This window comes from Rhizobium sp. BK399, assembly GCF_014194695.1.
Lineage (GTDB): Bacteria > Pseudomonadota > Alphaproteobacteria > Rhizobiales > Rhizobiaceae > Rhizobium.
Genome location: NZ_JACIAH010000018.1, coordinates 28,533 through 48,622 on the forward strand (window position 1 = coordinate 28,533; position 20,090 = coordinate 48,622).

The 20,090-nt window shown below is 59.3% G+C and carries 16 protein-coding genes and 1 pseudogene; 13 read left to right on the forward strand and 4 right to left on the reverse strand.

Annotated elements, in window-relative coordinates:
• Positions 1–362: 362 nt before the first annotated feature.
• From FHT97_RS25915 to FHT97_RS25925, 3 genes are all read left to right on the forward strand, one after another.
• On the forward strand, positions 363–1,655 hold the full coding sequence (locus tag FHT97_RS25915) for a PQQ-dependent sugar dehydrogenase (protein WP_246712785.1): 1,293 nt from the start codon (positions 363–365) through the stop codon (positions 1,653–1,655).
• A gap of 806 nt (positions 1,656–2,461) precedes the next feature.
• Positions 2,462–2,761 carry a DUF1778 domain-containing protein gene (locus tag FHT97_RS25920; protein ID WP_183864693.1) on the forward strand — a complete coding sequence of 100 codons (300 nt, stop codon included), beginning with the start codon at positions 2,462–2,464 and terminating at the stop codon, positions 2,759–2,761.
• A gap of 3 nt (positions 2,762–2,764) precedes the next feature.
• On the forward strand, positions 2,765–3,289 hold the full coding sequence (locus FHT97_RS25925) for a GNAT family N-acetyltransferase (RefSeq protein WP_183864694.1): 525 nt from the start codon (positions 2,765–2,767) through the stop codon (positions 3,287–3,289).
• A gap of 314 nt (positions 3,290–3,603) precedes the next feature.
• Here FHT97_RS25925 and FHT97_RS25930 read toward each other — a convergent pair whose 3' ends face one another.
• Positions 3,604–3,828 carry a hypothetical protein gene (locus tag FHT97_RS25930; protein WP_183864695.1) on the reverse strand — a complete coding sequence of 75 codons (225 nt, stop codon included), beginning with the start codon at positions 3,826–3,828 and terminating at the stop codon, positions 3,604–3,606.
• 923 nt (positions 3,829–4,751) lie between these two features.
• Positions 4,752–5,738, reverse strand: a complete 987-nt coding sequence (gene denD, locus FHT97_RS25935) for a D-erythronate dehydrogenase (protein ID WP_183758358.1) — start codon at positions 5,736–5,738, stop codon at positions 4,752–4,754.
• Positions 5,739–5,933: 195 nt separating this feature from the next.
• Between denD and FHT97_RS25940 the strand changes: the two genes are divergently transcribed.
• From FHT97_RS25940 to FHT97_RS25965, 6 genes are all read left to right on the forward strand, one after another.
• Positions 5,934–7,355, forward strand: a complete 1,422-nt coding sequence (locus tag FHT97_RS25940; RefSeq protein WP_183758480.1) for an FAD-binding oxidoreductase — start codon at positions 5,934–5,936, stop codon at positions 7,353–7,355.
• A 39-nt stretch (positions 7,356–7,394) separates the two neighbouring features.
• Positions 7,395–8,111, forward strand: a complete 717-nt coding sequence (locus tag FHT97_RS25945) for a FadR/GntR family transcriptional regulator (protein WP_183864696.1) — start codon at positions 7,395–7,397, stop codon at positions 8,109–8,111.
• A 160-nt stretch (positions 8,112–8,271) separates the two neighbouring features.
• On the forward strand, positions 8,272–9,432 hold the full coding sequence (locus FHT97_RS25950) for a fumarylacetoacetate hydrolase family protein (protein ID WP_183758362.1): 1,161 nt from the start codon (positions 8,272–8,274) through the stop codon (positions 9,430–9,432).
• Positions 9,433–9,451: 19 nt separating this feature from the next.
• Positions 9,452–9,985 (forward strand): TRAP transporter small permease, encoded by a 534-nt coding sequence (locus FHT97_RS25955; RefSeq protein WP_183758364.1) that lies wholly within the window; start codon positions 9,452–9,454, stop codon positions 9,983–9,985.
• Entirely contained in the window at positions 9,985–11,262 is a 1,278-nt protein-coding gene (locus tag FHT97_RS25960) for a TRAP transporter large permease subunit (protein WP_183758366.1), read from the forward strand. The genes FHT97_RS25955 and FHT97_RS25960 overlap by 1 nt, the downstream gene beginning before the upstream one ends.
• Positions 11,263–11,306: 44 nt before the next feature.
• Positions 11,307–12,311: a TRAP transporter substrate-binding protein gene (locus tag FHT97_RS25965; RefSeq protein ID WP_183864697.1), complete on the forward strand. Its 1,005-nt coding sequence runs from the start codon at positions 11,307–11,309 to the stop codon at positions 12,309–12,311.
• An 84-nt stretch (positions 12,312–12,395) separates the two neighbouring features.
• Here the strand turns inward: FHT97_RS25965 and FHT97_RS25970 are convergent, their stop codons facing one another.
• Both FHT97_RS25970 and FHT97_RS25975 read right to left on the reverse strand, forming a co-directional pair.
• A complete protein-coding gene (locus FHT97_RS25970; protein ID WP_246712787.1) occupies positions 12,396–13,286 on the reverse strand; it encodes a DMT family transporter in 891 nt (296 codons plus the stop codon).
• Between the two features lie 50 nt (positions 13,287–13,336).
• Positions 13,337–14,539: pseudogene (locus FHT97_RS25975) on the reverse strand (mandelate racemase/muconate lactonizing enzyme family protein).
• A gap of 1,539 nt (positions 14,540–16,078) precedes the next feature.
• On the opposite strand from FHT97_RS25975, the gene FHT97_RS25980 reads away from it, so the two are divergent.
• From FHT97_RS25980 to FHT97_RS25995, 4 genes are all read left to right on the forward strand, one after another.
• Entirely contained in the window at positions 16,079–16,549 is a 471-nt protein-coding gene (locus FHT97_RS25980; RefSeq protein WP_183864698.1) for an Hsp20 family protein, read from the forward strand.
• Positions 16,550–16,619: 70 nt separating this feature from the next.
• Positions 16,620–16,919, forward strand: coding sequence for a DUF982 domain-containing protein (locus FHT97_RS25985; RefSeq protein WP_183758376.1), 300 nt, complete (start codon positions 16,620–16,622; stop codon positions 16,917–16,919).
• A 752-nt stretch (positions 16,920–17,671) separates the two neighbouring features.
• Positions 17,672–18,523 carry an AraC family transcriptional regulator gene (locus FHT97_RS25990; protein WP_183864699.1) on the forward strand — a complete coding sequence of 284 codons (852 nt, stop codon included), beginning with the start codon at positions 17,672–17,674 and terminating at the stop codon, positions 18,521–18,523.
• 222 nt (positions 18,524–18,745) lie between these two features.
• Positions 18,746–20,083 carry an MFS transporter gene (locus FHT97_RS25995; RefSeq protein WP_246712781.1) on the forward strand — a complete coding sequence of 446 codons (1,338 nt, stop codon included), beginning with the start codon at positions 18,746–18,748 and terminating at the stop codon, positions 20,081–20,083.
• Positions 20,084–20,090 lie beyond the last annotated feature (7 nt).

Sequence of the window (20,090 nt, forward strand, 5' to 3'; positions counted from 1 at the left end):
GGGTGTCAACCGCCTCGCGCCAATTGCGGTCACTGGCCGCGAAGGCCTCTCGACGACCTGTGCAACCTTTTGCGTGCCTCCGGAGAGATGCCTTGGGCGGGGCACTGAGCGTGATACAGGTGCTTCACGCCGAGGCGGACGCAGGTGGACGTTCACCGCGGCAGCGGCCCCGCTCGCCGGGCACCGGTGGCGGCCGGGACTTTTTCACCTGTTGACATCCGTCAGGGTCACCAACCGCTCACCATTGCAGTGTGGGGGGCGGGGGAGGCCATCCGCAGGAAAGGAGCATGCATATGTCTAGCGTTGCAAGGACGGTCATAGTCACGTTGACCTTATCTGCGGGTGTCGGCCTTGGGCATGGCATGGCGCAGGACAGCACCCAGGTTTTGACCGGCACGGACGCCTTCGGCAGCTGGGAGCAGGACAAGCCTGGCGTTCGCCGCCAGTTCACGGTTGAGGATATGCCCCAGCCCACCGCCAGCGACACGCAGAATTTTGGCGCGATCGTTCCGATCCCGGAAGGCGCCAAGCCTCTCGTGCCGGACGGTTTCACCGTCGAACCGGTCGCGCTGAATCTCAAGGGGCCGCGAGCCATACGCGTTGCCCCCAATGGCGACCTGTTTATCGCAGAAAGCATGTCGAACGATGTCAGGGTGCTGCGCCTGGCAAAAGACGGCACGACGGCAGAGCCGCAAGTCTTCGCCAGCGGGCTGAACAAACCTTTCGGCATAGCATTCTATCCGCCGGGCGCCGATCCGGAGTGGATCTACATTGCCAGTAGCGACAGCGTCATCCGCTACCCTTACAAGAGCGGTGACATCGAGGCGAAGGGCGAACCTGAAGTCATTGTTCCACGCATCCTGTGGACGCATCACTATACCCGCGACATCACCTTTACGCCCGACGGCAAGATCTTGCTGCTCTCGGTGGGGTCGGGATCAAATGTCGCGCTCGATATGTTTCCAGTCTCGTTCTTGGGGGGCATCGAAGCGGTCAACAAGAACCTGCCGCTCGGCGCGACCTGGGACACGGAGGAAGGGCGCGCCATGGTCCTGGCCTATGATCCGGAGGGCAAAAACCAGCAGGTCTATGCAACCGGGCTCCGCAATTGCGCAGGCATCGCCATCCAACCGGCAACGGGTAATCCCTGGTGCGTCGTCAATGAGCGCGACGGGCTGGGCGACGACACACCATTCGAATATGCCACCGCGGTGCAGCAGGGCGCGACCTATGGCTGGCCCTGGTACTATATCGGCGGACACGAGGACCCGCGTCACGCCGGCGCGCGTCCCGACCTCAAGGACAAGGTGACGATACCGGACGTGCTGATGCAGGCCCATTCGGCGCCACTGCAGATCGCCTTTTACGAGGGCGAGATGTTCCCGGCCGAATATAAGGGCAGCGCCTTCGTTGCGATGCATGGCTCCTGGAACCGCGGCAAGCGTACCGGTTACAAGGTTGTCCGCCTCTTGTTCGATGAGGCTGGCAAGCCAACCGGCGCCTATGAGGACTTCATGACTGGAATGGTGGCTTCGGATACCGATGTCTGGGGCCGCCCTGTCGGCGTCGCCGTCGGGCAGGATGGGTCGCTATTCGTCAGCGAGGACGGTAATGGCAGCATCTGGCGTATCGCTTACGGCGGGTTGGCAAAGTAAATGGTGTCCTCGGCCGCTAGAAGCCAATTTGGGGTGATCGTCATGAGCGAGGCGTGAACCCTAGGAATGCGCGGCCCGTCTCGCAACCCAAGCCAAGTTTAGCGCTCGGAGCATCCAGAACCCGTACAGTCGGATGCGATAGGGCTCACCAATCCACCCGGCAATTTGCCACAAAGGGTGCGTCGCCCACGGCTGCAGCAGATGCAAGTTGTTGGCGGCGAAGATGGGCAACCGGCACAGCTTTGCCCTCAAGTCGAGGCACGCAACTGCCACGTCGTTTCGCCGATGTGCGACCCTCGACTAGTGAGACTGCGGCAACCGTCGAATATCCGTCGACCGAGTGGGGTGTGTTGCTGTAGCAGGGGCGCGGACCTTAAATGTACCTCCTCAGGAATGGGGCAGTCCGGCCCTTCTCGCTAGCGGCCTGGACTGGAGTTCCGTTGGCGACCACCTGCCCCCCATCGTCGCCGGCTCCGGGCCCGAGGTCGATGCCCCAGTCACTCGTGGCAGCGACGTCCATGTCATGATTCAGGATGACTACGGTGTTTTCCGAACGGCAATCGCTTCGCGTGGGAGTTTCGCAAGGACGGTGGGGCCGTCGACTACTGGCCCACGGGCCCTCTCGTCCTCGACGATCACGAGCTTATCGTCCAAGCCATACAGGGTCTGTCGGTTTGGGCTATGTCTGGGAGCAGCGTGCCACGGTCGGCCTGGCGGATGGCAGCCAAGGCAGGTGAACAAGATTGATAGTATCGTATTGCATTTGGCGCTACAAGTCGCTATTTTCCTCGTAAAGGAGATAAGTCATGGCCGCCACTGTCGAACGCAAGGAATACCCGATCTCCATGCGCTTGCCAGAAGCAGACGTCGCAATGATCGATCGTGCAGCAAGCCTGCGCGGCCGCTCGCGAACCGATTTCGTGCGGGAGGCCGCCGTGCGCGCCGCCGAGGAAGTCGTTATGGAGCAGGGACTCATCCGCATGAGCCCGGAAGGCTTTGCCGATTTTATGGGTGTCTTGTCCCGACCGGCCGCTCCTGTTCCCGAGATGGTGGAACTGGCCAGGCGCCCCGCTCCGTGGGAAGCCGACTACAAGCCGAAGCAATAAGCCGTGGCTTTATCGGCTCCAGAACCGCTTACGGCGGCGCATAATGTTTCCGAATTCTCCTGCGGCAAGCCGACGCTCGATCATTGGCTAAAGACGCGTGCGCTTTCCAATCAGGAGAAAGGTTTCACGGCGGTTCTCGTCGTCCACAAGGCGGGGCGCGTCGTCGGATATTATGGCTTGGCGCCGACCGCTGTCGTTCCTGCGATCCTGCCGCGCTCAATCCGTAACGGGCAACCGCCCGATCCGGTTCCCTGTCTTCTCCTCGGCCAGCTTGCGACGGACACGGAATGGGCGGGAAGAGGTATCGGTACAGGTCTGGTGAAACATGCCCTTGAGCGATGCGTCCAGGCCGCTGCTCTGATCGGTGGCCGAGCGTTGATGGTCAACGCCGTCGATCACGAAGCGGCTCAGTTCTGGCAGCGCCGAGGTTTCACGCCCTCGAAGGACGACCCGCTCGTCCTGTTTTGCTCGATCGCTGCAATCGCCGCATCGCTGGCGGAGGCGCGGTCGCAAGGGCAGGGCAAATAATCTGAAGTTTCCCAATCCAGCCAATCGGGCAAAAGCCAATGAACGCATTTGATAAAGGACCACGAAGAGGCTGATCACGACGGTCGGGATGAGATCACGCACCATCGGCATCAGCCGCTACTTGGCATGTTCGTCGGCGATGTTGCGTGCCTAGAAGATCAGCTTGCGGATGCTGGTCTCGGCATTGGCGGGATTGAACTATTGAACTGCGCCTTCAGCTTCGCCATATTCTCATGGAAATACTCGACCGGCGCTTGCGAGTGGGCGGGTTGCAGAACCAGCGTCTCCCGCGTGACTCCAGTTCGCCCAGTTGATCATCCAGGATGGCAAAGCCGCAGCCGGCCGTCGGCATGGCGGTCCTGAATGAGTTGCACGAGGCTCGCCTGTTTCGACTTGATCGCAACAAGCTCCGCGTTCAATGGGCCCTTGCGCGAAGGCAGGCTCTTCTGCTTGCCCACCTCATAGGCGGGCGTCTTCTCTGCGGATTCCGACGTGAAGCCGGCCGCCAATCCGATCAAAGACCGGCAAGTTTTCGGCACTGAAGATCACTCCCTGGGTCAGCAACTTTGAGATCAAATACCTCACGATGAACGAGGGCATGTAGATGCCGGCAAAGAGAAGGCTGAGTATGAAACATTTGCAACCAATGCTGCGCCTTGCGGCAAGCGAAACCAGCTCGCGTGAGATTGCCGTCGTGTTGGGAATTGCGTGAAGCACGGTGCAGGATAATTTGCAGCGCGCGGCGGCGGTGGGGTTAAATTAACCCCATCCCCGGGACCTAACTGACGATGCGCTCGAGAGCAAACTGTTTGCTCGGAATGGCATCAAACGGGGCACGAGAAGGAGGATCGAGCCCAATGGCTCCGATCTTGCCATCGAGCTCAAGAAGCCCGGCGTTACCGAGCTCTCCTGCGGGAGGAGCATCGTGGGTCGCACTCGACGGTTACGGCTATAGCCGCTTTGTGAACTCCTGCGTGGTTTCCAACAGCGGCTTTCACCGACGATGCGCGAGGAGCATGCGGCCGGCGACAAGGTGTTCGTCGACTATCCGGCAAAAAGATCCCGATGTTGATCGCAAGGCCCGATCCGCGAGGCGGAGATCTTCGTGGCGATGCTCGGTGCATCGAGCTTCACCTATGCGGAGGCGAGCTGGACGCAAACGCTCCCCGACTGGGTCGGCTCGCATGTCCGGATGTTTCGCGTCTTCGGCGGCGTTCCCCGGCTGATCGTTCCCGACAATCTGAAGCCAGGCGTCCGTCGTGCCAGCTTTTTCGATCCCGAGATCAACCGCAGCTATGGCGCGATGGCCTCTTATTACGGCCTCGGCGTACTTCCAGCACGGCTAAAACGTCCGCGGGATAGATCGAAGTGGAAAATGGAGTGCGTTCGCCCAGTCCGCTGTTTTGGGCGGGGCCGGTTCCGAGAAAGGGGATGTTTCGCCTCTGTTGTCCGGTTCCGGTTGTCATGGCAGCCTACCTCCAAGTTCGTCTTCGATATGGACCCTGATGATTTCGTCGAAGGATTTTTCGGCGGTAAAGCCGAGCGCAGTTGCCCGCTTTACCTCAAATCCCGGTGCCCAGCCGGCGCACATGCGCATGATCATCTCATCAGGCTCCCGCCGGATCAGCGCCACGGCCTTCTCGCCGGCAACGCGGCGCAGCGCCTTGATCTGCTCGCCGACAGTCGCGCTGAGCCCAGGCATGGACAGGTTGCGCCGCGGGCCAACCTTCTCGACATCGATCGCCGCGCCATGGATGAGGAAACCGACGGCGGACCGAGGCGACGCATGCCAGTGGCGCACATCATCCGGTACGGGCAGAACGGCTTCCTGACCGACGAGGGGCTCGCGCAGGATGTTTGAAAAGAAACCGGAAGCCGCCTTGTTCGCCTTTCCAGGGCGAATGCAGATGGTCGGCAGGCGAATTCCGATGCCTTCGAAAAAGCCACGTCTCGAATAGTCCGAAAGCAACAACTCGCAGATCGCCTTCTGCGTTCCGTAGCTGGTCAGCGGCGTGGTGTGGAATTCGTCCGAGATGGCATAGGGCAGGGGGGCGCCGAACACGGCGATCGAGGAGGTGAAGACGACGCGGGGTTTGTAGCCATCCTCACCATGGGCCAGGCGGATCGCGTCGAACAGGAACCGCGTGCCGTCGAGGTTGATGCGATAGCCCTTGTCGAAATCGAGTTCGGCTTCACCCGATACGATGGCGGCGAGGTGGAAAATCACATCTGGACGGAGAGCGACGAGCCGCGCCGCTTCTCGGGGAGTCGAGAGGTCTGCCGTTTCCATCGCCACCTTTCCGCCGAAGCCTTGCGGCGGTTCTGGCGTAACGACATCAACGAGTGTCATGCTCTCGATCGGGCGGCTGTCCAGTGTGCCGTCTTTGGCGAGCCTCTGCGCGAGTTTGCGCCCGACCATGCCGGCGGCGCCGATGATGAGAATGTGCAACTGTTTTTCCTCCCAGCCTACGGAACACCGATCCGATGAGAGACAGGCGCCACAATAAAATATATTGTAAGGTTGTCTGATAACCTTATATCATTCGTTTGAAAACAGCATATTTACTGCAGTGCCGGGTCCATCGACAGGTTTTTCGGTGCGTGCAAAAAAGTGAGGAAAACCGTGAACGAAATTGACGCTGGCATGGGCTTCGACCGGCAAAGGCATGCCATCGATGCCCTGAACCGATCCCTCGGGGCCGATATGGTACTATCGGGCGAGGCGGTCGATAAATATTGCCGGGACTGGCATGGAGACGTGACGTCCAGCGCGGTCGCGGTGTTGCGCCCGCGCACGACCGAAGAGGTGTCCGCGGCCGTAAAGGCTTGCGTCGCACTCGGCCTGTCGATCATTCCGCAGGGCGGCAATACGGGGCTGGCCTTGGGAGCAATCCCCGATCGTCCGGAGGATCAGGTGGTGATTAGTCTCGAGCGGATGAGCAAAATCCGCCGCATTGACGCTGACGACTTCTCCGCTGTGGTGGAGGCCGGGTGCATCCTGTCGGAATTCAAGGATGCTGTCGCGCGGGAGGGCATGTTCTTCCCGCTGGCGCTTGGGGCACAAGGGTCCTGCCGGATCGGCGGCAATGTGTCGACCAATGCGGGCGGTATCAATGTATTGCGCTTCGGGATGACGCGAGAGCTGGTGCTTGGCCTTGAAGCGGTTCTGCCGGACGGTTCGATTCTCGACGGATTGTCGACACTTCGCAAGGATAATCGCGGCATCGATCTGAAGCAGATCTTTATCGGCGCGGAAGGGTTGTTCGGTATCATCACCGCCGTCGCCGTAAAATTGACGCCGGAACCGGATCAGGTCGCAACCGCGCTTCTCGGGCTCAATTCGCTCGAGGATGGGATCACGCTTTTCCGCCGCGCGCGTCGCGATTGCTGCGATCTGATGTCCGCCTTCGAGTTCATGCCGCCGCTTGCTTTCGTCCTCGCCCGCGAGGCAATTCCGGACCTTGCGATGCCAATATCCGGAGATTACCCCGCCTATGTGCTTATGGAGATATCCGGGTCTGGCCTTGTCGATATCTACGACCTCATGGAGCGGTTCCTGGGTGCCGTTATGGACGAAGGGCTTGTTCCGGACGGTGTGATTGCAAGCTCAAGGACGCAGGCGCGCAACCTTTGGCTTTTCCGTGAGGCAATGAACGAGGGGCAGGCGAAGCGCGGGCCACATCTGCGGACGGACGTCTCCGTCCCGCTTTCGCGCCTTTCCGACTTCGTGCGCGACGCCGAACAGGCAGTGGCCGCTGCGGTGCCGGACGGTGTTTGTGTCTCCTACGGTCATGTCGGCGATGGCAATGTGCATCTGAACGTGCTGCCGCCGGGCGGCCTGTCCCGCGCAGAGATGGAGGCGCGCATCCAGGATGCGAAGAAGGCGATCAATGCGGTCGTCGATACCTATCACGGTTCGATCAGCGCCGAGCACGGTATTGGCCGTCTGAAGAAGGCGGACTATGAGATGCGTATCCCTCCGATCCAACGAGGATTGGTTGCAGCATTGAAAAAGGCTGTCGATCCGCAAGGCGTGATGAATCCGGGTTGCCAACTGGATTTCTAGCGGCATTCATAGGCGGCAGTGTGTTAAGGCGAAAAAGGCATGTCACTGGATTTTGGACAGATCAGGCGCAACGAGCATCTTCCGGCGCGAATTGCCGCCCAGATTGCCCGCGAGATCACGGACGGCCGTATACCGCCGGGGAGCAAGCTGCCGACCGAACACTTCCTCGCCAGCAGTTTCGGCGTCAGCCGCTCGGTAGTACGCGAGGCGATTGCTCAGTTGCGCAACGAGGGTCTGGTTGAGACCAGACAGGGCGTTGGAGCCTTCGCAACCGAGATCAAGGCGCGCCAGTCGATCCGCATCGAGCAGGATGATCTTCATGACCGCGCGAGCTTCCGGGATCTGTTCCAGTTGCGCATGCCGCTGGAAATCGAAGCCGCCGGCCTTGCGGCAACGCATCATGTCGATAGCGATCTGACAAAGCTTGACGAAGCCTTGGCGAGCATGATGGGGGCGGACAAATGGACGGATCAGGGGATCGTTGCCGACCTGATCTTTCATCGTGTCATTGCAGCTTCGACCCGCAACGAATATTTTGCCCTGTTCGTCGGCTTCATAGCAGAGCGCATCAGTCTTGCCATCAACGCCGCGCGGGCCGCAGCAGTCCTTGAAGAAATTGTGGAACTGACGATTGCCGAGCATGTGGCGATCCGCGATGCCATTGCTAGCCGCGACCCAAAACGTGCGCGCGAGGCGATGAAGCGGCATTTGCTCGGCGCGGCCAGTCGGCTGGATCTCACCCTTGAGGCGGATTGAAATCTTCCGGCGCTGCCCGCTTGCCGTTTTTATCAGGTGATTTTCGGCGCTGGACAGCGCACGGAAGTATGACTACAAAACAGGTCCATCATTGTCAGACATCCTGACAATCGGGCAAGATGACGGGAGATCATCGTGTCGTGGCTGTGAGGAGGTTTGCTTGGGTTCGACTACGTCACTTCGAGCTTCGGATATTCTGCCTACAGATGCCGCTGATGCGCTGCTTGTTGGTCGCGTCTGGTCGAATACGGCTGGCGGCCCTTGCCCAGCCTTAGTGCGGGGCGAGCGGCTCCTCGACCTGTCCTCGGTTTCCGTCACTGTTTCCGAACTGCTTGAAAAGGAGGATTTCGCCGGCGAATTGGAGGCGGCGGGAGAGCTTCCCGATCTCGGGTCGATCGATGATTTTCTGTCGGGTCAGGCTGGTCAATTACTGGCTCCGATCGATCTGCAGGCGATCAAGGCGGCCGGGGTCACGTTTGCCGACAGCATGCTTGAACGTGTGATCGAAGAGCAGGCGAAGGGAGATGCGTCCCGCGCGTCGGATATCCGCGGGCGTCTCGCGCCAGTTCTGGGCGACAGCCTTAGGGGTCTCGTCGCCGGTTCCGAGCAGGCTGCACGAGTGAAGGAACTTCTCCAGGAGATGAACCTCTGGTCGCAGTACCTTGAGGTGGGCATCGGGCCGGATGCCGAAATCTTTACCAAGTCGCAACCCATGTCGGCAGTCGGCTGCGCTTCACTGGTCGGGATCCATCCGATCTCGCAATGGAACAATCCCGAGCCGGAAGTGGTCCTCGTCCTCAGGTCCTCCGGCGAAATCGTCGGCGCCACGCTCGGAAACGATGTTAATCTTCGCGATATCGAAGGACGCTCGGCGCTGTTGCTCGGCAAGGCGAAGGACAACAACGCCTCGTGTTCCATCGGCCCTTTCATTCGCCTCTTCGATGACAAGTTCACGCTGGAAGAACTCGGCAAAGTCCGCGTTGCCTTGTCCGTCGAGGGCAAGGACGGTTTCCGAATGACAGGCGAGAGCCCAATGGAGGCGATAAGCCGCAGGCCCTCCGACCTTGCCCGTCAGTTGCTCAATCGCAATCACCAGTATCCCGACGGCGCTGTACTTTTCCTCGGCACCATGTTCGCTCCCGTGAAGGATCGGCGCGGGGCAGGGCAGGGATTTACGCATGAAATCGGCGACCGGGTGGAAATTGCGACACCGTTGCTTGGCCGTCTGGTAAACTGGGTCGATCGTAGTGATGCTTGCCCCGAATGGACCTTCGGCGTGGCTGCGCTGATGAAAAACCTGGCCAAGCGTGGCCTGTTGTAACGCAGACTGGGAGTAAAGCGTGCAGAAGGTAGTCGACCATTTCTACAAGGCTCTCGAATTCTTACTGATCATCCTGCTTTCGGGCATGGCGATCATGGTCTTCGTGAACGTCATCATGCGCTATACGTTAAACTCCGGCCTGACGGTCTCGGACGAACTCGCACGCTACTTCTTCATCTGGCTGACTTTCATTGGCGCCGTCGTGACGTTCCGGGAACATGGGCATCTTGGCGTCGAAACCCTCGTTGCGCTGCTGGGCCGCAAGGGGCGCATCCTTTGCATGATCCTGAGCAATCTGGTGATCATCGCCTGTGCGGCTATCTTCTTCTGGGGTACGTGGAAGCAACTGCCGATCAACTGGAGCATGAAGGCCCCGGTGACCGGCCTCTCCATGGGCTTCGTCTACGGCAGTGGCTTCTTTACCGGCTTCTGTTGCGCCGTCATCGCGCTGGAGCGCCTTTTCCGCCTGATCACGGGCCGTGTGACGCAGGAGGAAATCGAAGCGTTTGTGGGCGAGAATCTGACGATCGAACAGATGGCGGAGCGGACCTGATGACGCTTTTAGTTTTCGTCGCTTCACTGATTGGTGCCATGGCCATCGGGGTGCCGGTCGCATTCTCGCTGATGTTCTGCGGCGTTGTTCTCATGTGGTACATGGGAATGTTCAATACGCAGATCATCGCGCAGAACATGATTGCCGGCGCCGATACATTCACGTTGCTGGCTATCCCGTTCTTCATTCTGGCAGGAGAGCTGATGAATGCCGGCGGCCTGTCGCGGCGCATCATCGATTTCGCCATTGCCTGCGTGGGGCATATCCGCGGCGGCCTGGGCATCGTCGCGATCGTTGCGGCGCTGATCATGGCCAGCATTTCCGGTTCGGCGGCGGCCGATACTGCTGCGCTCGCGGCCATTCTCATTCCGATGATGGCAAAGGCGGGCTATAACGTTCCACGCTCAGCCGGCCTCATTGCCGCAGGTGGCATCATCGCGCCCGTCATCCCCCCGTCGATGGCTTTCATCGTGTTCGGCGTTGCCGCCAACGTCTCGATCACGCAGCTCTTCATGGCCGGTATCGTGCCGGGCCTGATGATGGGCCTTGCCTTGGTCGTGACATGGCTGATGGTCGTGCGCAAAGACAATGTCCAGCCATTGCCGCGTGTGTCGGGTGCGGAGCGCATTCGGGCAACCGGTCGCGCTCTGTGGGCGCTCGGCATGCCTGTCATCATCCTTGGCGGCATCAAGGCGGGCGTGGTGACGCCGACGGAAGCTGCCGTAGTCGCCGCAGCCTATGCGCTCTTCGTCGGCATGGTGATTTACCGGGAGCTCACGCCCAAGGAGCTTCCACGGGTTATCCTTCAGGCGGCCAAGACCACCTCCGTCATCATGTTCCTTGTCTGCGCGGCGCTCGTTTCCGCATGGTTAATCACAGCCGCCAATATTCCGGCGGAAATTACCGGCCTCATAGAGCCGCTGATCGACCGTCCGACCTTGCTGATGTTCGTGATCATGATCCTGGTGCTGATCGTGGGCACAGCCTTGGACCTGACGCCGACCATCCTGATCCTGACGCCGGTCCTGATGCCGATCATCAAGCAGGCAGGCATCGATCCGGTCTACTTCGGCGTTCTTTTTATCATGAACAACTGCATTGGTCTTCTGACGCCGCCGGTAGGGGTCGTTCTCAACGTTGTCAGCGGCGTCGGCCGCGTTCCCCTGGGCAAGGTTACGGTTGGAGTCTGGCCGTTCCTGCTCACCCAAACGCTCGTACTTCTGCTCCTGGTCCTGTTTCCAGACCTGGTTATCGTACCGGCTCGCTGGCTGCACTGAAGCCGGCTGGTCACTTCTGTTTCCAACATCCATGGGAGGATATCATGCGAAACCTGCTACTTGCCACAACTGCCATCGCCTTCACCCTGTCTGCTTCCGCGCCGGCCTTCGCCGAGTTTACCGAGCGTAACATCCGCGTCTCCAACGGCATCAATGCCGATCACCCGGTCGGTAACGGCATTGAGGCGATGCAGAAATGCCTGGACGAAAAATCAGGCGGGAAACTGAAGCTGACGGCATTCTGGGGCGGTGCCCTGGGAGGTGACCTGCAGGCGACCCAGGCACTGCGCTCGGGCGTCCAGGAAGCCGTCGTGACGTCCTCTTCGCCGCTCGTCGGTATCGAGCCTGCACTTGGCGTCTTCGATCTGCCGTTCCTCTTCTCCACCTCGGAGGAAGCCTACAAGGTGCTGGACGGCAAGTTCGGCGAGATGATGAACGAGAAGCTGGCGGCCGTGGGCCTCGTCAATCTCGCCTATTGGGAAAACGGCTTCCGTAACCTTTCCAATTCGGTTCGTCCGGTGAACAAATGGGAGGACTTGGAGGGCATGAAGGTTCGCGTCATGCAGAACAACGTGTTCCTCGATACCTTCCAGAACCTTGGCGCCAATGCGACGCCCATGGCATTCGGCGAAGTCTTCTCGGCTCTCGAAACCAAGACGATCGATGCCCAGGAAAACCCTTATGTGACCATCGACACGTCGAAGTTCTTCGAAGTACAGAAATATATCACCCAAACCAACCACGCCTACACGCCGTTCCTCTTCCTCTTTTCCAAGGCGATCTTTGATACGTACTCGCCCGAAGATCAGGCCGCTTTGCGGGAATGCGCTATTGTCGGGCGTGACGTCGAGCGTCAGGTCATTGGCGATCTGAACAAGAAATCGCTGGAGAAGATCAAGGCAGCCGGTCTTGAGGTGAACGTGCTTTCGCCGGAAGAGCAGGCCCGCATCCGCGAGAAGTCCATGGTCGTCTATCAAAAGCACAAGGCTGAGATCGGCGCCGATGTCGTCGATGGCATCCTCGCCGAGCTTGCCGCGATCCGCAAGTAAACTGCGGGCAGGCCAGATTTCGGTGTGATCGTCGTAAGAGCCCGCTGCGTCGTCAGCGGGCTCTTGGCTTTCAGGATAAACGCGTCAGGGTAGGTCGAGTGGTGCGTCGGGTTGGCGCTTCTTGAGCTGTTGCTCTCGGAAGAAGATGAACAGCCCGGAGCCGATGATCAATACCGCGCCGAACACCATCGTGAGACGCGGCACATCGCCGAAGAACATCCAGCCGAAGACGATCGCCCACAGGAGTAAGGTGTATTGCAACGGTGCGACCGTGGCGGCATCGGAGATCTTCAGCGCGCGGTTGACGAGGATGTGTGCGCCCATTGCTACTGCGCCGAGCAGGCATAGCAAGCCGACCTCCGGAGCAGATGTCAGGGGCTTCCAGTCCCATGGAGCGAAGAGAAGACCGGCAAGTCCGGCGCCGGCGAGCTGGAACAGCACCAGCGTCTTGTCTGGCGTGGCCCGAAGTCTTCGGCCGGAAAGCAGCATGAAGGCGAATGCGAAAGTGCCAACAATCGAAATGACGGCCGGCACGGTGAACATCGCACTCGATGGTTCAAGCGTGATGATCACGCCGATGAAGCCGATGAAGATCGCCGTCCACCGGCGCCAGCCGACCTTTTCGCCCAAAAGCAGAGGGGAGGCAGCCGCCACATAGATCGGCGCCGCCAGCCAGTAGGTCATGACGTCGGCCAGCGGCAGATACATGACAGCGTAATAGAAGCAAAATACCTCCAGCGTCGAGAACAGCACCCGCGCCGCCTGCATCAGCGGCCTCTCGGCCTCAATGATCGGTTTCCAGCCCGCCCGCCAGAGAAAAGGCGACAGAATGAGCAACGCCGCCAGACTCCGGATAAGGATCAGCTGACCCAGTCCGTAGCTGGCGACAAGCCATTTTCCCATCGCGTCATTCAACGCAAACATGAGCATGCCGAGCAGCATGAGGCCCGGTCCGGCAAGCGAACCAAAGCGCATCCCCGTCACGGCGGTTTCATCGTTTGTGGTCATGACTATCCTCGGACAAATCAGATGGCCGAACAATCGGAGACACGACGGCTGACGGTGAACGCCCGCTCAAGCTCCGGGTTGAGTTCCATTCCAAGCCCCGAGCCCGGCGGCACCGTAATCATCCCGTTGCGAACCTGCGGAAGCGCGGTGACGAGGTCGCGATACCAAGTGTTGTAGAAAGCACGCACGCTTTCCTGAACAAGGGCATTGGGCGCGTTGAGAGAAAGATGGGTGGACGCGCAGAGAACGACCGGACCTGTGCAATCGTGCGGGGCAACGGGAAGATGCTAGGCCTCTGCCATGGCGGCGATCTTGCGCGCTTCCGACAGTCCGCCACACCAGCTGATGTCGAGCATCACAACGCCAGCCGCGCCCGTTTCGAGATAGTCGCGGAAGGCCCAGCGCGATCCGAGGGTTTCCGAAGCAGAAATCGGTGCCGGCGAAACCTCCGCGTAGCGCTTGAGGCTGGCGAGGCTGTCCATCTTGATCGGGTCTTCATGCCAGAATGTATTGTAGGGGGTGAGCGCCTTGGCGATCTGCATGGCGGGCAACAACTGCCACATCGAATGGAACTCGACCATGATGTCCATCCGGTCCCCGACGGCGGAGCGGATTTTTTCGAATGGTTCGAGCGCCTGTTTCAGATCCGGCATGGATATGTAAGTTCCGCGCGATTTTTCGGCAGCGGTATCGAATGGCCAGATCTTCATCGCAGTGATGCCCTCTTCGAGCAGCGACTGGGCGAGTTCATCGGCGCGGTGCAGGAAGCCGTTCAGATCGTCATAGCCCTTCCCATCGGACAGGCCGTAATTGGCGGTCGTCTGCCCTGTCGCCTTCTTGATGTATTCCGTACCGGCGCAGGTGTTGTAGGTGCGGATTTCCTTGCGGGTGAAGCCGCCCAGCAACTGCGCGATCGGCAGACCCGTCGCCTTGCCGAAAAGATCCCAAAGCGCGATATCGAAGGCGGAATTGCCACGCACTTCGGCGCCGGATGACCGAAAGCCGAGATAGCCGACGAGGTCGGCTGCAAGCCTGTCGATCTCAAGAGGATCGCGTCCGATCACGCGCGGAGCAATATATTCATGCACGTAGGCCTCAACCGTTTCCGCGCCGAAGAACGTTTCTCCAAGTCCTGTCAGACCCTCATCGGTGCGCACCAGCACCCAGAGCAGGTTGGCGCGTTCCGCAACGCGAACGGTTTCCAGGCTTGTAATCTTCATCATTCCCTCCCGCCGAATATCTGCTCTGTTACGAGCACCGCCATTTCCTCATCCAACCTTATTGTCATGTTGTCGGACATCTTAGAAGCGTCAATCGGAATTGTCCCGGCAGAGACTTGAAGTTTGGCGGAAATTTTTAAGTTTGGCGGAAATTTTTTCCAGGCTACTAACTGCAAAAGCCAACGACTTGAACGGATCAGGTCAATCTTGGCTGATCCTAGCAATACTCGCCGCATCTCCGATATCGCCGCCGTCGGATTTTTGCGCGGCGATCATTTTGCCCGAGCATTCAAGCAGCGTACGGAAAAACGGCTCGGGACTTTAGAGGGTTAAATTCCGACGGGAACCCGGATACGGATAGTGTGGCGCGGGCCTCAGAGGCCAGCTTCGACGACTGGATAAGGCAACTTTCTTCGTAGCCGCCTTGGCAGACCTTGGCGGGAGAAGTTCCGTATCCACCTTTCGCGCTTTGCGTCTTTCCTCGGAGAGTTCGTTTCCTTCCCCAAGACTGTCATATCCTTCGAAAGAATGCAGGCACGAATATTACAATTCTCCGTGGACTGGCCCCCGCAACTGCCTACGCTACACCATCCCACGATAGCCGCAAACCATGACCCAGTGCGCCAGAGCGCAACCTTATCCGGTTGCTGTTTTATGCGGAGCAGGTGAAGCAAACCCCCCTTAGTCTGGTGCAGACAACAGATCGCTTCCGCGTGTGGCAGGCCGTGGCGTTGATCGCGTGCCCAAAAATACCAAAGACCAGGTAAAAAAATGTCTGTAGGCGCTGATCGAAGATGGTTTGCTTTCGGCTGATGAAAGTGAAGAAATAAGGCATCTGATCGACTACCGGAACATGGCCGGCCACGAGTTTCACGAGCTGGTTGCGGATTTCGCTTAATTGGGACATCGGTTTCAGAAAGATCCTTTGAGGTGAGTGCGTTATCGCAGCCTCACTTGCCAGAGCGACGGTCGCTATTCATTCCCATGGGATCTTGCTGAAATCCTTGTCCGGGACTTTGTGAAACCCGCAAAGCTGGTCGCAGACGTAAGTACCGACCATTCCGTCAGAGATCGGTTTGATTTCGCTATCAATGATGCCCGCGCCTATAATTACGAGCGCTCGAAAGGCTGAAACGCTATCTCGACCTGCTTCAAGAAAGGCAGGTCAGCCACCACCGCCGACGACAATGGCGGAAGCACTGAAGGCGGCTGGGCACACGCTGTTGTGCGCCATTCACAGGAGCAGATATGCAAGCTGATCTATTCTGCTCCCTGACAGCAATCTCTTCATTCAATGCAAACCGCTCAAAGATCTTAATGCGGTTGGCTTCGACCGAAAGGACCTTTTGACCGCATCGACCACGTCCGCAAGTCGACTGCGATTGTTCGATACCGCTGAAATTTTTGCTGGTCATACCTTGAAACCGAAATAGGCAAAAACCAAATCGATTTCCGCCAGCCGCTAGAACAGGGCTGGCCTTGCTGGGAGTGCTGTCTTTCGGCGCTTCATACCCATGTTGCTTCAAGGAGGATATGGCTATGGCAACATCTTATGACTACACGCCACTCTTCCGGTCGAGCGTTGGCTTTGACCGCGTCTTCAATCTCCTGGAGAACGCTCAGCGTGCCCGCTCAGTCAGTGACTGGCCGCCGTATGATATCGTCAAGACCGGCGACGACAGCTATCGAATTTCGATCGCTGTTGCGGGCTTCGCGCGCGATGATCTGGACATTATTTTCCAGTCGAATCTCCTGACCGTGACCGGTAAGAAGCAGGACTCGACTGCGGAAGGCTATCTCCATTGCGGCATTGCGTCCCGACCGTTCGAACACCGCTTCGAGCTTGCGGATCACGTCAGGGTCAACGCAGCAGAGTTGGTCAACGGTCTGCTATCGGTCGATCTCATCCGTGAGATCCCCGAAGCTCTCAAGCCGCGGAAAATCGACATTGAGATCGATCCGGCGCTGCCGGCTCCGGCGGCTCAGATCGAAGGACAGAAGGCTGCGTAATCCAACGCTGAAAATCGAGGCGCCGCTGGAGCGGCGCCTGGCAGCATGGCGGGTTGGAAAGGAGAAAAGCATGAAACCCGATATGTTCACGAAACCCGTATCCGTTCTCGTCGGCCTCGGAATGCCGGTCGAGGTGAAGTCAGTCATGGATGCTTACCGGTATCTCGTTGAGTGGCCAGTCTCGACGAGAGACGCCTCGCATTCGATTGCTATGAATGCCTGCAGAGCTGCATTGCTCGGTGAAATCGAAGCAGAGACCGTCCGCGGCCTCTTTAGGGGGTTCGCCGAGAAGCACGATCTGCTCGCGCCGACGATTGATCCCGTCGTCACATCACGGTCCCGTCGTGACCGGGACCCACACATTTGCTGAGGTTCAACGACGATGGACGCAGTGCTTCAGCAGATAGCCAACGATGCTGTAACGAAAGGGCCGACTTCTCTGGTGCCGCACCACGTAACTCTTCGACGTCCGATCGATATAGTCAATTCGCGCGTCCTGTCGGCGCATGACAAAAGGACGATCCTTGCTGCGTGGGCCTCGGATTACTACGCAGTGGAGTCCGAGCCAGCCCTGAGAAAAATACCGGGCACGCCCGCGCCGGTAACGATAGATGAGGTTCAGTCGGCTCTCCTGGAACTTGATCGACGATTCAGTTTCTAGCTGCAAGAGATTAATTCATACAGCGGCAACATGAGTTTCGATGCTGCCGCTCTATCGCGATCTCTCTCGAAAGCCTTGCGCTGGCACGCGTTGGACAGCGGTTCTCGGGTGCGCGGGGGAGGTGCGTCTAGCGGCTATATTTCCGACGGATGCACCGAGGCTGTGGTTGCCGCGGAAGCCGTGGTGGCGATCGGCAACAACTCCAGCCGCTCCTTCGCGACGAAGAATGCACGGTGTTACCCAGAGGATGCTGACACGCACTCTCCGCGAGGGATGCGCTGGTCACACCGGAACGTCGCTGCAGGACAGCCGGCTTGGAACGACGACCTTATCCGACGATGCCTCATGATGATATTCTCTCGTCGTTATTGTGCCCGCCAAGATTTGAACCCAGCGCAAATTTGTGTGTTGCCTTGATGATGTGTATAGTCCTCAGCAAGTTGCCGGCCTAGGAGGAAAGAATGTCGGACGCACTTCGGATCGCCTATGGCGATTTCGGCCGGGTTGCGCTTCTGGACATGGACCGTCCTCTGGTGCGCCATGCCCATCCTTACTGTCATGTGCTCATCAAGGTTGAAGGCGCTGACAGTTTCTTTGCCGTCGGCGACAAAATCGTACCACTGACGGAAACCCAAGCGGTCCTGGTCAATGGCTGGGAGCCGCATGCCTATGTTCACGATCCACTACGTCCGAAGACGTTGATCCTGGCACTCTATATCGAGCCCGAATGGCTGAAGATGTTTCGCAGCGGCTGGCAGGCGAGCGGCGCGCCGGGCTTTTTCGCGCAGCCCCAAGGCGAGATTTCGCCGCTCATACGATCTATCGCCCGGGATCTGGCCGCGGAGATGATGATGCGGCCGGATGCGCGAGCAAGCCATGAGCAACTGCTGGCACGGTTGATGATTGCCGTCATCGAGCGGTTTAGCGCCTGGCGGGAACATAACGGCTCGATCCGCAGCCTCGCCGCGTCACCGCTCGTCGATTTCCGCATTCGGCGCGCTATGCAAGCAATGCGGGAAGACTACCAGCACGGCGAGAACATGAATGCGCTCGCCACCAGGGTCGGGCTGTCGCGTGCCCATTTCTTCCGCCTTTTCGAAGCGCAGGCACATGTCTCCCCCCGCGTCTATTTCAACGTCATCCGCGTGGAGGCCGCCGTCGATGCCAGCGTGAATTCCGACGACAGCTTTTCCCTGATCGGCGAGCATCTCGGCTTTTCCGCTCCCACGCACTTTAATCGCTTCTTCCGTGATCACCTCGGCGTGTCGCCGGGCGAGTTCCGCAAGGTCGCAAGAGCCTCGACCGGCGTGTGAAGCAAGGCGCTTACCGCGCCGCAGCATATTAAATGATACTGCAGGGTCATGCGCGAGACTGCCGCGTATCGCCAACCTCCCGAAAATTTAGAACCCTGAGGGCCTGAACTGCGCCTTGGGATGAGGTGCGTCCGGCCTAACGCCGGAAGCGCCATGGCTTGTGGTTCGGACAAGACCGTCTGCGAGCCGGGGACGTTTCCAAAGCCGGCGGGAGGAAGAGAATTGACCATCAGCGACACCACGGCGGGGATTTATCCGGCCGAACGCAAACAGATCGTTAGCGCCATCGTCTCATCCCTGCTGGGGTGGTCGCTGGATCTCTACGATCTCTTCATTCTTCTTTACGTCGCGCCCGTCGTCGGCGCACTGTTCTTTCCCTCGAGCCATCCGACATGGTCGCTCGCCGCGGTCTACGCATCCTTCGCGGTGACGCTGCTGATGCGACCGATCGGTTCGGCGATCTTCGGCCACTTTGCCGACGCGCGCGGCCGGAAGGGTGCCATGTTGGTCGCTATCGTTGGTGTCGGCATCAGCACTGCCGCCTTTGGCCTTCTGCCGACTATCAACCAGGTCGGCTGGATCGCCCCTGTCCTCTTCCTTCTCCTGCGTCTTGTGCAGGGCGTCTTCGTCGGGGGCGTCGTGGCCTCAACCCATACGATCGGAACGGAATCGGTTCCGGAAAACTGGCGCGGCGCCGTGTCCGGTCTTGTTGGCGGCGGCGGCGCAGGCATCGGTGCGCTGTTCGCCTCTATCGTCTTCCTGATCACCTCCACCATTTTCCCGGGCGACGCCTTTGCCGAGATGGGCTGGCGGGTGATGTTCTTCTCCGGCCTGATCAGCGCACTGCTCGGCTGGTTCATATTTAACAACCTGGAAGAATCGCCGTTCTGGAAGGAGTTACAAAGGAAGAAGGCTGCGAGTAAGACCGCAACTCAGGACACCGTCGTCGCCTCGCCCTTGAAGCGCCTTTTCTCGCCCCAGTACCGGAAGATTCTGCTCCTCAATCTGCTGATCACCACGGGCGGTGGCGCCGGCTACTACCTGACTTCCGGCTACATGCCGACCATGCTCAAAGTGGTCAACGAGATCCCCAACAGCACATCCTCACTGATCCTGATGGGCAGCAGCGTCGCCGCCTTCATCGCCGCGGTGGTGATCGGCATGCTGAGCGACCGCATCGGCCGCAAGCCGACCTTCCTGATTGTCGGCGTGCTTGCCGCCATCCTTTTGCCGGTCTGCTATCTCGGCATGGCATCGGCGACGACCATTCCTACCGTTACGCTCTATGCCATGGCGATCGCCTTTATCGGCAATGCCGGGTACGCGCCGGTGCTGATCTTCCTCAATGAGCGGTTTCCAACGGAAATCCGCGCCAGCGGAACGGGCCTGTCTTGGAATATCGGCTTTGCCATCGGCGGTATCCTGCCGACCTTCGTCTCGCTGGTAAGCGCAACGCCGGCGGATATCCCGACCTCGCTGTCGATCTTCGCTGCCTGCGTCTTCGTGCTCTTCCTGATCGGCGCGATCGCCACGCCGGAAACCAAAGGCGCTTTGCGCTGACGCGACC

Excerpts from the sequence above, each read along its gene's own strand:
- FHT97_RS25915 (WP_246712785.1), top strand. The coding sequence starts at position 363 with ATGGCGCAGGACAGCACCCAGGTTTTGACCGGCACGGACGCCTTCGGC.
- FHT97_RS25920 (WP_183864693.1), top strand. The coding sequence starts at position 2,462 with ATGGCCGCCACTGTCGAACGCAAGGAATACCCGATCTCCATGCGCTTG.
- FHT97_RS25940 (WP_183758480.1), top strand. The coding sequence starts at position 5,934 with ATGGGCTTCGACCGGCAAAGGCATGCCATCGATGCCCTGAACCGATCC.
- FHT97_RS25945 (WP_183864696.1), top strand. The coding sequence starts at position 7,395 with ATGTCACTGGATTTTGGACAGATCAGGCGCAACGAGCATCTTCCGGCG.
- FHT97_RS25960 (WP_183758366.1), top strand. The coding sequence starts at position 9,985 with ATGACGCTTTTAGTTTTCGTCGCTTCACTGATTGGTGCCATGGCCATC.
- FHT97_RS25965 (WP_183864697.1), top strand. The coding sequence starts at position 11,307 with ATGCGAAACCTGCTACTTGCCACAACTGCCATCGCCTTCACCCTGTCT.
- FHT97_RS25970 (WP_246712787.1), bottom strand. The coding sequence starts at position 13,286 with ATGCGCTTTGGTTCGCTTGCCGGACCGGGCCTCATGCTGCTCGGCATG.
- FHT97_RS25980 (WP_183864698.1), top strand. The coding sequence starts at position 16,079 with ATGGCAACATCTTATGACTACACGCCACTCTTCCGGTCGAGCGTTGGC.
- FHT97_RS25985 (WP_183758376.1), top strand. The coding sequence starts at position 16,620 with ATGAAACCCGATATGTTCACGAAACCCGTATCCGTTCTCGTCGGCCTC.
- FHT97_RS25990 (WP_183864699.1), top strand. The coding sequence starts at position 17,672 with ATGTCGGACGCACTTCGGATCGCCTATGGCGATTTCGGCCGGGTTGCG.